This window comes from Amycolatopsis sp. NPDC114503 (assembly GCF_055633655.1).
This window is the reverse complement of record NZ_JBVKDT010000011.1, coordinates 227,171-240,136: the sequence shown is the minus strand read 5'-3', so window position 1 is coordinate 240,136 and position 12,966 is coordinate 227,171. Positions and strand designations below refer to the sequence as shown.

Annotated in this window: 14 protein-coding genes; 4 read left to right on the top strand and 10 right to left on the bottom strand. The window is 72.6% G+C overall.

All coding sequences use genetic code 11. From position 1 onward, the window contains the following. Window positions 1-373 precede the first annotated feature (373 nt). The 3 genes from ACZ7OI_RS37895 (at window position 374) to ACZ7OI_RS37885 (ending at window position 3,186) form a co-directional block, all read left to right on the top strand. Window positions 374-1,078, top strand: a complete 705-nt coding sequence (locus ACZ7OI_RS37895; protein WP_470268929.1) for a hypothetical protein — start codon at window positions 374-376, stop codon at window positions 1,076-1,078. A gap of 58 nt (window positions 1,079-1,136) precedes the next feature. After that, on the top strand, window positions 1,137-2,738 hold the full coding sequence (locus ACZ7OI_RS37890; protein WP_470268928.1) for a DNA polymerase Y family protein: 1,602 nt from the start codon (window positions 1,137-1,139) through the stop codon (window positions 2,736-2,738). A gap of 112 nt (window positions 2,739-2,850) precedes the next feature. Next, window positions 2,851-3,186, top strand: a complete 336-nt coding sequence (locus ACZ7OI_RS37885) for a hypothetical protein (RefSeq protein WP_470268927.1) — start codon at window positions 2,851-2,853, stop codon at window positions 3,184-3,186. Window positions 3,187-3,238: 52 nt separating this feature from the next. On the opposite strand, the gene ACZ7OI_RS37880 is transcribed toward ACZ7OI_RS37885, so the two are convergent. The 6 genes from ACZ7OI_RS37880 to ACZ7OI_RS37855 all read right to left on the bottom strand — a co-directional run bounded on the left by ACZ7OI_RS37880 (window position 3,239) and on the right by ACZ7OI_RS37855 (window position 7,584). After that, complete coding sequence (locus ACZ7OI_RS37880; protein WP_470268926.1) at window positions 3,239-3,643, bottom strand: hypothetical protein; 405 nt, start codon at window positions 3,641-3,643, stop codon at window positions 3,239-3,241. 342 nt (window positions 3,644-3,985) lie between these two features. Then, window positions 3,986-4,453, bottom strand: coding sequence for an NUDIX domain-containing protein (locus ACZ7OI_RS37875; RefSeq protein WP_470268925.1), 468 nt, complete (start codon window positions 4,451-4,453; stop codon window positions 3,986-3,988). A 315-nt stretch (window positions 4,454-4,768) separates the two neighbouring features. Further along, window positions 4,769-5,221, bottom strand: coding sequence for a hypothetical protein (locus ACZ7OI_RS37870; protein ID WP_470268924.1), 453 nt, complete (start codon window positions 5,219-5,221; stop codon window positions 4,769-4,771). Window positions 5,222-5,231: 10 nt separating this feature from the next. Next, the gene (locus tag ACZ7OI_RS37865; RefSeq protein ID WP_470268923.1) at window positions 5,232-5,456 is read right to left on the bottom strand and encodes a hypothetical protein; all 225 of its coding nucleotides are present in this window, start codon (window positions 5,454-5,456) and stop codon (window positions 5,232-5,234) included. A 2-nt stretch (window positions 5,457-5,458) separates the two neighbouring features. Then, a complete protein-coding gene (locus tag ACZ7OI_RS37860; RefSeq protein ID WP_470268922.1) occupies window positions 5,459-6,742 on the bottom strand; it encodes a neutral zinc metallopeptidase in 1,284 nt (427 codons plus the stop codon). Beyond that, complete coding sequence (locus tag ACZ7OI_RS37855; RefSeq protein WP_470268921.1) at window positions 6,739-7,584, bottom strand: hypothetical protein; 846 nt, start codon at window positions 7,582-7,584, stop codon at window positions 6,739-6,741. The genes ACZ7OI_RS37860 and ACZ7OI_RS37855 overlap by 4 nt, the downstream gene beginning before the upstream one ends. 457 nt (window positions 7,585-8,041) lie before the next feature. Between ACZ7OI_RS37855 and ACZ7OI_RS37850 the strand changes: the two genes are divergently transcribed. Next, a complete protein-coding gene (locus tag ACZ7OI_RS37850) occupies window positions 8,042-9,274 on the top strand; it encodes an IS110 family RNA-guided transposase (protein ID WP_470268920.1) in 1,233 nt (410 codons plus the stop codon). Window positions 9,275-9,297: 23 nt separating this feature from the next. Here ACZ7OI_RS37850 and ACZ7OI_RS37845 read toward each other — a convergent pair whose 3' ends face one another. The 4 genes from ACZ7OI_RS37845 to ACZ7OI_RS37830 all read right to left on the bottom strand — a co-directional run bounded on the left by ACZ7OI_RS37845 (window position 9,298) and on the right by ACZ7OI_RS37830 (window position 12,939). Then, a complete protein-coding gene (locus ACZ7OI_RS37845; RefSeq protein ID WP_470268919.1) occupies window positions 9,298-10,269 on the bottom strand; it encodes an SAM-dependent methyltransferase in 972 nt (323 codons plus the stop codon). Window positions 10,270-10,373: 104 nt separating this feature from the next. Then, a complete protein-coding gene (locus tag ACZ7OI_RS37840; RefSeq protein WP_470268918.1) occupies window positions 10,374-12,392 on the bottom strand; it encodes a tetratricopeptide repeat protein in 2,019 nt (672 codons plus the stop codon). Continuing rightward, window positions 12,389-12,643: a hypothetical protein gene (locus tag ACZ7OI_RS37835; RefSeq protein ID WP_470268917.1), complete on the bottom strand. Its 255-nt coding sequence runs from the start codon at window positions 12,641-12,643 to the stop codon at window positions 12,389-12,391. The genes ACZ7OI_RS37840 and ACZ7OI_RS37835 overlap by 4 nt, the downstream gene beginning before the upstream one ends. Continuing rightward, window positions 12,640-12,939, bottom strand: a complete 300-nt coding sequence (locus ACZ7OI_RS37830) for a hypothetical protein (RefSeq protein ID WP_470268916.1) — start codon at window positions 12,937-12,939, stop codon at window positions 12,640-12,642. The genes ACZ7OI_RS37835 and ACZ7OI_RS37830 overlap by 4 nt, the downstream gene beginning before the upstream one ends. Window positions 12,940-12,966 lie beyond the last annotated feature (27 nt).

Sequence of the window (12,966 nt, the reverse complement as noted above, 5' to 3'; positions counted from 1 at the left end):
CTGTTCGTCATCATTGCGGCACGCAGAGATCGAAGATCGGCCTTATTGATGAGCCCGGCCGCAGGCCGGTCCGTTTTGCTCTTCGAGGGCGACGGGGGCACCCTCGAAGAGCCGCGCGGCACCGTATAGGCCGTTATACATTTGAGGTCGCCCAGCCCCCGTACCGGTGACATCTCGAACATTTGTTCGACAACACGGCGGGTGATGTTTTACATTCCGTCGTACGCCAGGCCGGAATCGGCAGCGGCGGAGCCTGCCCGGTTGCGGGAACCGCAGCCCGTTGCGACGTCCGGGCAGCGCACGAGGGGTCTGCCGGGCCTTCCCCGCCCGACAGATCGAGCAACGGCACGTCGAGAAACAGGGGAGGCGTTCGGTGACCACGGCCGCAGCGCTTGCGCGTCTGGCGTCGATCCCGGGCGTCAGCACCGCGGCCGCGTTGGCCGGGGAGCGCGCGTCGGCGGCGGCCGACGGCAGCACGCTGCCGGTGGCCGGACCGCTCGCCGCGCTCGGCGGGCTCCGGCGCGGGACGACCGTGGCGGTGTCCGGGTCGACGTCGCTGCTGCTGAGCGTGCTGGCCGAACCCACCAAGCACGGGGCGTGGGCCGCTCTTGTCGGGATGCCGTCGGTGGGTCTCGTGGCGGCGGCGGAGCTGGGGGTGGCGCTGCAGCGGCTGGTGCTGGTGCCGCGCCCGGGCTCGGACGCGGCCGGCGCGGTGGGGGCGCTGCTCGACGGGCTCGACATCGTCGCGCTCGGGCCCGAACTGTGCCGCACGGTTTCCGCTGCAGCTGCGGCGCGGTTTTCCCGCCGCGCCCGCAACCGGGGCGCGGTCTTGATCGCGGCCGGGCCGTGGCCCGGCGCGGACGTCAGCCTGCGAGCCGAGCCGGGACGCTGGCACGGCGCCGCCGCCGACGGGCGCGGACGCCTCGAGCACCGCGACGCGGTGGTCCGCCGGGACGGCCGCCGCGCGGCCGAGGCTGCGGTGGCCGTCCGGCTTCCCGGCCCGGACGGGACGATCGCGCCCCCGACGCCGTCACCGGCGGAAACCGCCCGCCCGGCGATGACGGTGGTCGCGCCGTGAACCCTGCGAACGCTGGACCCCCGGTACGCGCCAGGCAGCGAAACCGGTGTTGCATCCGATGAATAGTGCTGGGTCAACGCGCCTTCTGGCTTTGTGGTGCCCGGACTGGCCCGTGGTGGCCGCGATCGCGGCGGCGGGGCTTCCGGTCACCTCCGCGGCGGCGGTGGTCCACGGCAGCCGGGTGGTGGCGTGCTCCGCTGCCGCCCGGGCCGCGCAGGTGCGGCGCGGGATGCGGCGGCGCGAAGCCCAGTCGCGCTGCCCGGAGCTGGTCGTGTTCGCGCACGATCCCGATCGCGACGCGCGCGGTTTCGAAGTTGTCGCGCGCGCGGTCGAGACCGTGGCCGCGGGCCTGGAAATCGTCCGTCCCGGGCTGATCGCGCTCCCGATCGCGGGCCCCGCCAAGCATGCGGGCTCGGAGACGGTGCTGGCCGAGCAACTCGTCGACCAGGTCGCCGCACTCGCCGGCGCGGAATCCCAGATCGGCATCGCGGACGGCCTGTTCGGCGCGACCCTCGCCGCGCAGCTCGGCCGCATCGTCGACCCCGGCGGCACCCCCGCTTTCCTCGCACCCCTGACGCTGAGGCAGCTGAGCCAGCCCGGCGCCGACCGCTCCGAGCTGGTCGGCCTGCTGCACCGGCTCGGCCTGCAGACGCTGGGGGACTTCGCCGAACTTCCCGAACGCGACGTCGCGGGCCGGTTCGACCGGGACGCCGTCCTCGCGCACCGGCTCGCGCGCGGCCTCTCGGAACGCCCGCCGTCGCGGCGGACCCCGCCGCCGGAGCTGACAGTCGAGAAGCGGTTCGAGGACGACCCGCTGGACCGTGTCGACGCGATCGCGTTCGCGGCGCGAGCGGCGGGCAGCGAACTGCACGTGCGCCTGGCCGACCGCGGCCTGGCCTGCACCCAACTCGCCATCCACGCCGTCACCGAGAACGGCGAGGAACACAGCCGCACCTGGCGTGCTGCCGAGCCGCTCGCGGCCGATGGCATCACGGATCGGGTGCGATGGCAGCTGGAGGGCTGGCTGCGGCGTCGCGAGGAAGACCGACCCTCCTCGGGCATCGTGCGCATGACGCTCCAACCGGCCGAGACCGTGTCCGGGGGCGCGCTGCAGCTGAGCCTGCCCGCCGCGGGCACGCAGCCGGACGCCGACGACCGCGCCGCGCGCGCGATCGGCCGAGTGCAGGGCCTGCTCGGCCCCGACGCGGTGCTCACCGCGGTACTGGACGGCGGCCGCGGACCCGCCGAACAGGTTCGCCTGGTGCCCTGGGGCGAGAAACCCCACGACGACGGCGACCCCGACGCCCCGTGGCCGGGACGGCTGCCCGCTCCCTCGCCCGCGACCGTCCCGCCCACACCGTGGCCCGCCCGCGTGCTCGGCCCCAGCGGCACCGCCCTCGGCTGGACCGCCCGCGCCCGGCTCACCGAGCCCCCGGCTGCGGTCGTCCTCGGCACCGGCGCACCGCGGCACGTCCTGAGCTGGGCCGGGCCGTGGCCCGCCGTCATCACGCGGATCGGACCCCACGGCACCCGGCGCGTGGTCAGGATCCAGGTCGTCCTCGCGGGCCCGCGCCCCGACGACGGCGAGGACGCGCTGCTCATGACAGGCATTGTCGACAGAGACGCCCTTGCGTGGACGGTGGAGGGGCTCTACGACTGATCCGCCCGCGCAGTCCGCCGGAATTCGCGGCGGACACTGTGGATTACGCACCTGCACACCTCAGTGACCACCATTTCAGCCGTAGCATTCAGGCGGAAGACAGGAAGCGGGCATGACCGGCGAGGACACGACAACGGATCCCGCCGCGGCCGCGGCCGCGATCCTCGCAGAAGCCCGCCGGCAGGCCGTGCGCCGAGCCCGGGCGAGCCCGCCCGACGACAAGCAGCCGCCCTCCACAGAACCGAAGGCGGTGCGCACCGAGGCGATTCTGGTGGCGAGGGCCGTCCTGCATTCGCTGAGGAAGCTCCCTCCGCCCGACGAGATCAACCTGACCCGGCCGTACCGCAGCGCCGTCGCCCATGCCGCCGCCGCGTATTTCTCCGAGCCGCGCGCCCGGCCGGACAAGGTCCTCAGAGCCCTGAAAACCGCGCCGTTCCCTCCGGACTAGGCGCTTCCGACCGCGGCGTCTTCGGGTTTCGGCGACGGATCCGGCGCCGACGTCAGAACCGGTCGCGCGTCTTCCCCGGTCCCGCGCCCCGTCGCCAGGTCGAAGCGCGGCGGCTGCGGAATGTCGCCCCGGACCGGATCTTCTCCGTTTCGGCGGCGTTGTCGGCGCAGGCTTCGTGTCCCCAGCCCTCACCGGTCCTGCCCAACGGGACGCCCTTGCGGTAGGGCTCGAGACAGGCGCTGCAAGTGCCCCCGGACCGGGCGACCGCACGCGTCGTTCCCGCAGCAGAGGTCTGCTCCCGGCCTTCGCTGGCCGGGGCGGGCACCGGATTCCCGGTGGTGGTCCGCACCGGTCCCGCCGCACCGTCGCGTCGAGCCCGGCGGCGCGGTGTCACCGCCTCGCCCGCCCCGACCTGAGTCGCGCCCGGCACCGCGGGCAACGGCTCGCCGGCAGCCACGCCGAGCTGCTCGCGGTACGCCAGATCGCGGGACGAGAGCCGAGGCCCGCGCCGTCGACCGTTTCCCGCCGCGTCCCGGGGCGAATCGTCGTCCCAGCCTGCAGGCCGGTGAGGAGGCTCGTGCCCCGCCGGACGACCGCACGCGACCCCCGCAGCACGCATCTCGTGCCCGCACACCGCATCCACGATCAGGACCTTACGACGCGAAGCCCGCCCGCGTTCGTCCGCCGCCGGTCCGCCCTCCCCGGCACCTCGATCCGTTCCGGACCGCGCGGCGGACGATCTCACGGCGTGACGCCGACCGGATCCTCGCGGACCCGACCGGCATCCGCCGTCGCCGGGTCACTCGCCTGGCAGGCCCAGCGCTCGCAGCGCCTCGCGGATGATCTCCGCGTGGTCCCACGGCATCGGCCGGGCCAGGGCCTGCTCGACCGGCACGAACGCGACCGCCCGCACGGCGTGGCCGACTTCCACCGGCGGCGCCGAGTCCAGCAGCACGGCGTAGGACACGGTGCAGTAACGGCGGAAGGCGTCACGGCCTTCGTCCCGCGACGACACCGGAATGAGCGGCGTGCCGGTCAGGTCGAGGCCGGTCTTCTCCCGGCACCGGCGCACCGCCACGCGGTCGGTCGCCTCGCCCGTCTTGCACACCCCGCCGGGCAGACCCCAGAGCCCGGCGAACGGACCGCGGTCGCGCACCGCCAGCAGGACCCGGCGGTCCCGGGTCACCACGACCGCGTTCGCCGCGTGCTCGACAGGGTCGCCCGTCGGCTGCTCGACGAGAGAACTGTCCACAGTGGTGTCGTTCATGACGAATCTCCTTGCGCTGCAACAGGTCCCGGTGATCCGGGCTGTCTCCAGCCCCAACTCCGAGATGCGGAAGAGGGAGTGGTTTCCTGTTTCTTCGGGAACAGGCGACGCCGGAAACAGCAGCTGACCTGCCCTTTCCTCTTCGGCCCTGCCGCCGGGGTTCAGCGCGGGTCTCCCGGAATCCGGGGCATCTCCACGGTGGCGTCGGGATCCCAGTCGCGCGGCGGGCGGTTGGCCCGCCTCGTGTAAAGCCACAACACCAGCCACAGCGTTACGAGCGTCAGATCCCGGCCCCGACCCCGGCCAGGTACACGATCATGGCACCATGCGGGGCCTGGTCTCGGCTGCGAGCCGAGCGTGCCAGTCGATGTACTCCGCGATCGTGAGGCCGTTGCTCGCCCATGCCGTGTCCAACGACGCGAACTTCCCCGCGTGCCGCAGCTCGGCCTCGACCAGCTTTCGCCGGACGAGAACGGTTTTCACGGTGGCGTAGGCCCGTCCGACCCCGCGCGCGGTCGCCGCGACGCTGCGGGTTTTGCCGAACAGCCTGACGATGCGCTGTTGCTCTTCGACGTCGACGGGCCGTCGCAACGGAACGTACAGCAGTTTCGCTTCCACGATGAGCTTGACGGTGTTGTAGCACCGTCCGCACTGCAGAGCAGTTAGCGCGACGTTGAGGTTTTCCTTGTATATCTGGGCGATCCGCTCGGCCTCGTCCTCGGGGACGGTGTTGCTGAACGGGATCTTCCGACCAGGTGGCGCGGACACGGGAAATGCCTCACACTGCCTGGCTGTCGCGGACGGTCGAGACGGTCCGCAGAGCGGGCCCGCTCGCAGTCGTCGCGGGGTCGAGCGTCGCGAGCACGACGCCGATCACGAGAGCCAGCAGCCCGGCGACGATCCGAAGAGTCTCGCCGGGGCGGTCGTGCGGACCGGTGCGCGGCGCTGGCCGCGTGCGGGTGCACGTGGCGGGGCGACCGGTGAGGGAGGCTCTGCGGGGCATGTTCAGGAAACCTCCGACGCTTTCGCAGCCCAGGTGTTGCATTGCCAGACCCGGTTCGTCGTCGCGCCGTGCTGCCACCACTGGGCGGAGTGCGCGTCGGTGCCGTGGTCGCGCACCGCGCCGCCATGATCTCCGCGGCGCTGTGTCGACCAGGCTTCCTCGAAAAGGTTGCGGTCGACCGATCCTCCGTCTGCGACCGAGGCCGAGCCAAGGAACATCCCGGAAAAGCACTGCGCTTGCAGTTCCAGGCGGCGCGACAGTTCCCGTCCGGGTTCGGACTCGGCGCCCGCGGCGGCGGCCGCGGAGTCCATGGCGTCCTTCACGCCGGACAGGGTTTGCACGTGGTGGCCGTATTCGTGTGCCACGACGGCCAGGTAGACGCCGGGATGGGCGCCGAACTGGTCGATGTCGAGAGTGTCCAGCGGCATGTAGAGGGCCTGGTTCTGCCCGCAGTAGAAGGCGGCGAAGTCGTCTCTGCCGCCGCTGCACGGGCTTCGCATCTGCCGCGACGAGCCGACGAACAGGTGCGGGGGATTGAACGGCAGGCCCGCGCCGGCGAGGACCCGGGACCACACCCTGTCCAGGCATGTGATCGCGGACTGGAAGAACCGCTGCGCGCTGTCGCGGTCCGAACGCCAGCGGCTGAGGGGGCACGGGTCGTTCGCCAGCCCCGTGGACGTACGCGCGAAGAGCGGGTTGTCCGCGAGCCGCAGGACGCGGCGCGGGCCGGCGGGCGTCGGGTCCGCCGAGGGTCGGGTCGATGCGCTGCTCGTGGCGCTGGGTCCGGCTGTGGCCGGGGTGCTCGGTGCGCTGCTTTCGGCGCGCCAGGTCGTCGGCGGTGCGCTGTAGACCGGCGGGGGCGTCGGCGCGCCCGCCGTGTCGGTCCCGTGCGTGTGCCGCATGATCCCGCCGGCCACGGCGAAACAGGCGAGCGCGATCACGCTGACCAGCGCTCCCATGACGATCACGACAATGCGCGACCTCTTCCGAGGAGCCGGGCCGCCGGGCCGGCCGCCGATTCGGGCGTGCGCGGCGTAGCCCGGGGCACCGGGATACGGCCAGGAACCCGGAGCGCCGAACTGCGCGGGCTGCGGCGGAAAGGGCACCGCGGGCGTCGGGAGGCGATGCGGATTTCCGACGTGCACTGCGGGCAGCATCGACGGCGGGGCGGGTGGAAACTGTTGTCCCGGCGGCGTTTCCGGTCCTGGCGGCGTGCCCGGTCCGGATGGATGCGGCGGCCAGCCTTCGGGCGGCCACGGGCCGGGCCCGTGCGGTGGCGGGGTCATCGGGGCGTTCCTCGTGCGGCTAGGCGACGAGCGTGGTCTGTTCGCGTGTGCTGCGGGACGTCAGCTGTGGCGAGGGAGTGCGGCTGGTCGCCCGGGTCCTCACGGGCGGGCTTCGACGCGGTCGGCGGGGTGAACACGAGCGATCCCGTTATCCCGCCGACGGTCGTGAAGATGGTGTAGGTCTCGCCTTTGGAGTTCACGCTGCTGATGGGGTCGGCGGGAAGGCAGGACATCTCGTAGCCGGTGCTGCTGCGGTACGCGTTGATGCCCGACGTGGCGTGCTCGCCGCACGACTGGTGGTAGAGGTCGAGCAGCGCCGAGGCGATCTGCGGGTGGTCGGGAAAGGCCGCCTCCGTCAGGTGCCGGATGGTGTGCTCGGCGATGAAGTAGGCGTCGTCGGCCGAGGCCGTTTCCCCGCGCGCGGAGATTTTGGTGGCCGAGGCCGTGAAGTTGAGGGTTTCCAGCGGATCCCGCGGGTCCTCTGCTCGGTTGGTCCAGCTGATCGTCTGGTCCCACTCGTATTTGCCGCCGTGGGGATCGCGCCCGGTGGCCCTGCACGTCTCGATGTCGTGCGGGGCGGCGGGCGGTGCGTTCGCGGCGCCCTGCTTGTAGCAGGTCCATCCCAGCTTGGCGGCCAGGTGGCGCTCCAGGGCCTCCGGTTTCACTGCGCCGGGGTCGAAACAGCGCTCGTCGGGCAGGGAGTTCCGACCGCACGTCACCGGATACCCAGGACGGGCACCGGAACCGGCCGACGGAACGGAACTCGCCGTCGTGGGCGCGCCCGCCGCGGGCAGCGAATCCGGCGGCGTGCTGTCCGGTCCGCAGGCCGTCAGCAGCGGCACGATGCTCCCGGCGGACAGGAGAAGAACCGCCGCCCGGTGCGCGGCGCGTCCGGGTCGGCCAGGTCGTCGGATACCGGCGGGCGCTGCGGCAGCCATTGGTGTCGTTCCTAATCGGTAGTAGGGGTAGTTCTTCCGGCTCGTGGCTGGGTCGGTTGGTGCTGGTTCACTGGCGGCGACGCCTGTGGGTTCCCGTCGTTCGACGACTTGTGAAAGAACGGCGCGTCTGCCGGTGGGCTGGTGATCGTGGTGGTGGGATGTCGTTGCTCGAGTCCGCCGCAGGAGGTGACCTCTCGATGTGTTCCCGAGCTTCGAGCTCTTCGGCAGAACGGGGTTCCCGCGGTGTGCCGGAGTCGCGAACGGCTACTGAGATGACGGACCGCCGAGTCCCGCGATTAGGGCGCCGCGTGACCCCGCCTGGACCCGTGAGCAGCAGAAACATCGAAGGAGGCAGAGCAACTTGACACTGTTCTGCGGCATCGACTGGGCCGAATCCCACCACGATGCCGCCATCATCGACGACACCGGAACCGTGGTCGCGAAAGCCCGCATCGGGCACGACTCGGCCGGGTTCGCCCGCTTGCTGGAGCTGCTGGCCGAGGCCGGCGACACCGCCGAGGACCCGGTCCCGGTCGGGATCGAAACCGACCACGGTCTGCTGGTCGCCGCGCTGCGCGCGACCGGCCGCACCGTCTATGCGATCAATCCGCTCTCGGCATCGCGTTACCGGGCCCGGCGCCAGGTTTCCGGTGCGAAGTCCGACGCCGCGGACGCGGTGATGCTGGCCAACATCGTGCGCACCGACGCCGACGCGCACCGGCCGCTGCCCGCCGACACCGACCTCGCCCGGGCCGTCCGGGTGCTGGCACGGGCCCGGCAGGACGCGGTCTGGGCCCGGCAGCAGCTGGGCAACCAGCTCCGGTCGCTGCTCAAACAGTTCTACCCGGCCGCGCTCGACGCCTTCGCCGGACAGCCCGAGGGCGGCCTGGCCCGCCGCGACGCCCGCGCCGTCCTCGCCGCCGCCCCGACACCCGCGCGCGCGGCGAAGCTGACCCGCGCGCAGTTGCGGGCCCTGCTGACCAAGGCCGGGCGCCGCCGCAACGTCGACCACGACGTCGACCGTCTCCACGGCGTGTTCCGGTCGGAGCGGTCGCGGCAGCCGCCGATCGTGGAGAACGCGATGGGCGTCCAGTTTTCCGCGCTGTTGAGCCAATTCGAGGCCGCCTGCGCCGCCGCCCACGATCTCGCGGAGGCCACGCGGGCACATTTTGAGCTGCACCCGGACGCCGGGATCATCACCAGCTTCCCCGGCCTGGGGCTGCTGGCCGGCGCCCGGGTGCTCGCCGAAATCGGGGACGACCGCGCCCGCTTCACCGACCCGCGCGGCCTCAAGGCCTACGCCGGCTCCGCCCCGATCACCCGCGCCAGCGGCCGGAAAACCGTGATCTCGCACCGGCACATCAAAAACCGGCGCCTGGCCGCCGTCGGGCCGATCTGGGCACTCGCCTCGCTCAAAGCCAGCCCCGGCGCCAGACGCCACTTCGACGCCCGCCGCGCCGCCGGAGACTGGAACCACCAAGCCCAACGACACCTGTTCAACAAATTCCTCGGCCAGCTCCACCACTGCCTCCGCACCGGCTGCCTCTACGACGAACACCAAGCCTTTCCACCCCCACTCGCTGCCGCGGCTTGACTTCTAACAACCTGAGATGTCTTTCACCGGGCAGAAACGTCGACCGGACGAGGGGCCGCAGCGCCGTCGAGCCCGGTGTGCGGCGGGGCGGGAACAGCGGCGAGCGCGGCCAGGTACAGCGACTCGGCGGGGCGGACGAAGGTGGGGTGGGGATTGCGCCAGCCGTCGACGTGGGTGATGCCGGGCGGGAGCAGGTCGAGCCCGGCGAGGATGCGGGCGAGGTCGTCGGGGGAGCGCAGAACCCGGCGGGGCCTGGGCGGCAGCACCGGTGCCGGTCGCGAACCGGGGCGGCTCTCGCACGCGTGCCGCCACCCGGTCGCCAGGTCGAGCCGGTCGGGGCCCTCATCGCAGTCGAGTCCGTGGCAGGTGGCGTGGGTGACGATCACCAGGCTGCCCGGAGCGAGCCGGTCGGTGTAGCAGCGCAGCGCGTCGGCGGCCGCAGCGGTGTCGCCGACCGCGTCGAGGACGTGGTCGGCGAGCACCAGGCAGACCGGGGCGGCGGGTGCCAACAGCCGCTGCGTCTCCTCGGCGAAGAGCACGGTGCCCGGGACGGCGAACGTGCCTTGGACCCATTCGATCGGGGCGTCGCGCGCCTGCGCGCAGCAGTCCCAGTCCGCCTTGGACACATGGCCGAGGCCGGCGCACACGGCCCGGCCGCCGGTGTCCCGGACGCGGTCGACGACGGGGTGCAGCAACGGCGATGCCTCGCCGAACACCAGAAACCGGTCCACGCCCGCGTCCCCGGCGGTACGAGTGGCGCGGTCCAGGAAACGCTGCGTCAGGTGGTAGGCGAGGGGCAGGTTCGGCACGGCCTGGATCGCGTCCGCGCACCATGCGAGGTCGGCCGCCCAGTACTCGCCGCCGCCGAGGAAGTACTCCCGGATCCGGTACGCCGAAGCACGATCCAGGTCCGGCCCCGGCGGAACCCAGTCGCCGGCCGCAGCACGCAGTTCGGCGTCCGATGCGGACGCTGCGGCACCGGATGCGGAGTCCATTGTGGACCGACGCGGTGTTCCCGGTCCTTCGCGGACAGTCCGGTGCGGTGACGGGGCCTGCGCCCTGCGGTGACCGCGGCGCTCCTCGGCCGCGCGGGCCGAGGTCACCGGTTCTCGTCCCGTGGGCCGCCTGCGGTGTCCGGCGCGGTCGCGGGATTGTCGTCGCGCGGGGCGTCGGATCGTTCCGGGTCCGTGCTCGCGGGCTCGGGCTGATCGCGAGGGGACGGCTCGGGCGCGGGTTCCGGGTTGTCGTCGGCCGCGTCGAGGTCGGCGAGGGCGGCGCGGATCTGTTGCGCGGCTTGCGCTGCCGGGTGGTTCACGACTCGGGGGAGCAGGTCGGTCAGCATCGTGCGGGCCGTGTCGGTGTCGCCGCGGCCGGCGTGGATGGCGGCGAGCGGGAGGACGGTCTCGGCGACCTGGGCCAGGTCGCCGATGCCTTCCATGAAGCGGGCGACGGCGACGAGTTCCGCCTCTGCCTCGTCCGGGCGCTGCAGGAGGATCAGCATCTCGCCGCAGCGGCGCCGGTTCATGGCCTCGCCGCGCAGCTTGCCGATCTCGCGGTGCTTGGCGGCGCTGAGCCGGTACCACTTCAACGCTTCTTCGCAGTCGCCGCGGGCGCTGGCGTCACGGCCTCGCCGCGAGAGCGCGGTGGCCAGCGTCGGCCCGTGCTGTTCCTGCACGGCGATCGCGTACGCGGCGTCGTGGTGCGGGACGGCGAGGTCCGGTTGTCCGAGTTTGTGGTGGAGGAACCCGATCTGCAGATGCATCCGCGCGATGGCCAGGCCGTGGCCGCAGGCCTCGGCGGCGGCGAGCCCCGCCTGGCACAGGGCGAGGAACGGTTTGTAGTCGCCGGTGTGCAGGACGAAGCCCCAGACGGTTTCGGCCAGCCGCCACACGTCGTGGTTCCAGTGGCGGGTGCCGGCCATGCCGGCGACGCCGTAGACGTTGTGCCGGTGCCGGTGCCACCAGGCCATGGCCTCTTCGCGGGTGCCGGAGAATTTCTCGAAGGGAAGGTCGCCGTCGAGCGGGGGCCGGTAGCGGTGCGCGCAGGCGCTCGCGGCCCCGGTGTGGTCGCGGTAGGCGAGCAGGTAGCGGCGCAGCAGGTCGAGCCTGCCTTCGTCGCGGTCCTTGTCGTGCCCGTAGTGCTTGTCCGCCTGGTCGTCGGCGTCGGCGCGGACCAGCTCGGGTTGCTCGACGACGTCCTCGTGCTCCAGTTCGACGAGGTAGTTGACCTCGACGAGGTCCCTGACACGGTCGTCGAGGTAGTCCCGCGTCCAGCTCAGGGCCTTCGAGAGTTCGTTGAGGCCGTAGCGCGGTCCGGGCAGGCATCCGAGGGCCAGGTGGAGCCGTTTCGTGTCGGGCCGCCACTCGTCGGCTTGTTGTTCGAAAATGGTGTGCATGGCGGTGTCTCCGCTCGATCGGACGAGGTGACTGGCGGTGGTGCGCGGGCTGCGGGCGGGGTGCGTGCGCTGGTCGCCCGCGGCGATGGCGAGCTTCAGCGGGTGGCCCTGGCAGACCGTGACGAGGTGGGCGAGGCCGTCCGGGCCGATCCGGCCGGGACCGGCGCGGTCGACGAGCAGCTCACGCGCCCGCTCGTCCGGAAGCGGCCGGAGGGGGAGGATGTCCGCGCCGTCGCGGGCGAGGCTGCTGAGCTGGGACTGGCTGGTGACGATCACGACCGCGCGGGCGCTGCTGGGCAGCAGCGCCCGCACGTGCTCAGCTCGTACGGCGTTGTCCAGCAGCACCGCGAACCGGCGGTCCGCGGTGACGGTGCGGAACAGCGAGGCGCGGTGCTGCCCGGCGACGGGGATCTCCTCCAGCGGCACGCCCAGCGCGAGCAGGAAACCGTACAGCGCGGCACCCACGTCGTCGCCGCCGTCCGCGGCGAACCGCTCGACCAGGATCCCGTCCGGGAAGTCGCCGAGCCGTCCGTGCAGAAACGTCGTGGCCAGCGCGGTTTTCCCGATCCCGGTCACTCCGGTGACCACCGCCAGCACCGGCGACGGCCCGGACCGGCTCACGATCTCCTCGAGCCGGGCCAGCTCCGCGCCGCGGCCGATCAGCGCCGGAGGCGCGGGCGGGAGCTGGACCGGCACGCGCACCGGCGTGCTCCGGGCGGTCACGACGCACCGGCCGGCGTCTGGTTGTCCATAGTGGACTGTGCGTGCACGGTTCCGGGGAGCGCCCGCAGCAGCTTTTTCAGGCAGCGCACGATCGGGAGGCCCTCGCACAGGCGTGCCGGTCCCGACGGACCGTCGCACCCGGACGCCAGGGATCCCGTCGCCAGCACGACCGCCGCGGTCAGCGTGACGGCGGTGCGGGTCGCGACCCGCCTGCGGCGCCCGGGTTCGGATCGTTGCGGCCGGGCGGTCACGACGCACCAGCAGGCGGCGCACCGTCCGCATCGGACACCGGACGAGAAACGCCGAAGCTGGCGGTTGCGGGTACCGGCGCTGCTCTGACCTCGTCTTCCTTGAGCAGTTGTTTCAGGCAGGAGGGGGCCAGCGAGCCCTGGCAGGAGCGGGTGATGCCCGGGGCGGGCCCGTCGTCGCACCCGGCTGCGAGCGCACCGGTCGCCGCCAGGGCGGCGATGAGCGCGATCCTGCGGGTTCGTTGTTGCCGGGACCAGTCGGCGGGGCCGCCGGTGCGGTTCTGGTCGTGGGGTTTCATCGATCCTGTCGGTTCTTCGGTCGGGGC

Coding starts and splice junctions, on each gene's coding strand:
- ACZ7OI_RS37830 (WP_470268916.1), bottom strand. CDS start 12,939: ATGAAACCCCACGACCAGAACCGCACCGGCGGCCCCGCCGACTGGTCC.
- ACZ7OI_RS37865 (WP_470268923.1), bottom strand. CDS start 5,456: ATGCCCCGCAGAGCCTCCCTCACCGGTCGCCCCGCCACGTGCACCCGC.
- ACZ7OI_RS37875 (WP_470268925.1), bottom strand. CDS start 4,453: ATGAACGACACCACTGTGGACAGTTCTCTCGTCGAGCAGCCGACGGGC.
- ACZ7OI_RS37860 (WP_470268922.1), bottom strand. CDS start 6,742: ATGACCCCGCCACCGCACGGGCCCGGCCCGTGGCCGCCCGAAGGCTGG.
- ACZ7OI_RS37845 (WP_470268919.1), bottom strand. CDS start 10,269: ATGGACTCCGCATCCGGTGCCGCAGCGTCCGCATCGGACGCCGAACTG.
- ACZ7OI_RS37890 (WP_470268928.1), top strand. CDS start 1,137: ATGAATAGTGCTGGGTCAACGCGCCTTCTGGCTTTGTGGTGCCCGGAC.
- ACZ7OI_RS37885 (WP_470268927.1), top strand. CDS start 2,851: ATGACCGGCGAGGACACGACAACGGATCCCGCCGCGGCCGCGGCCGCG.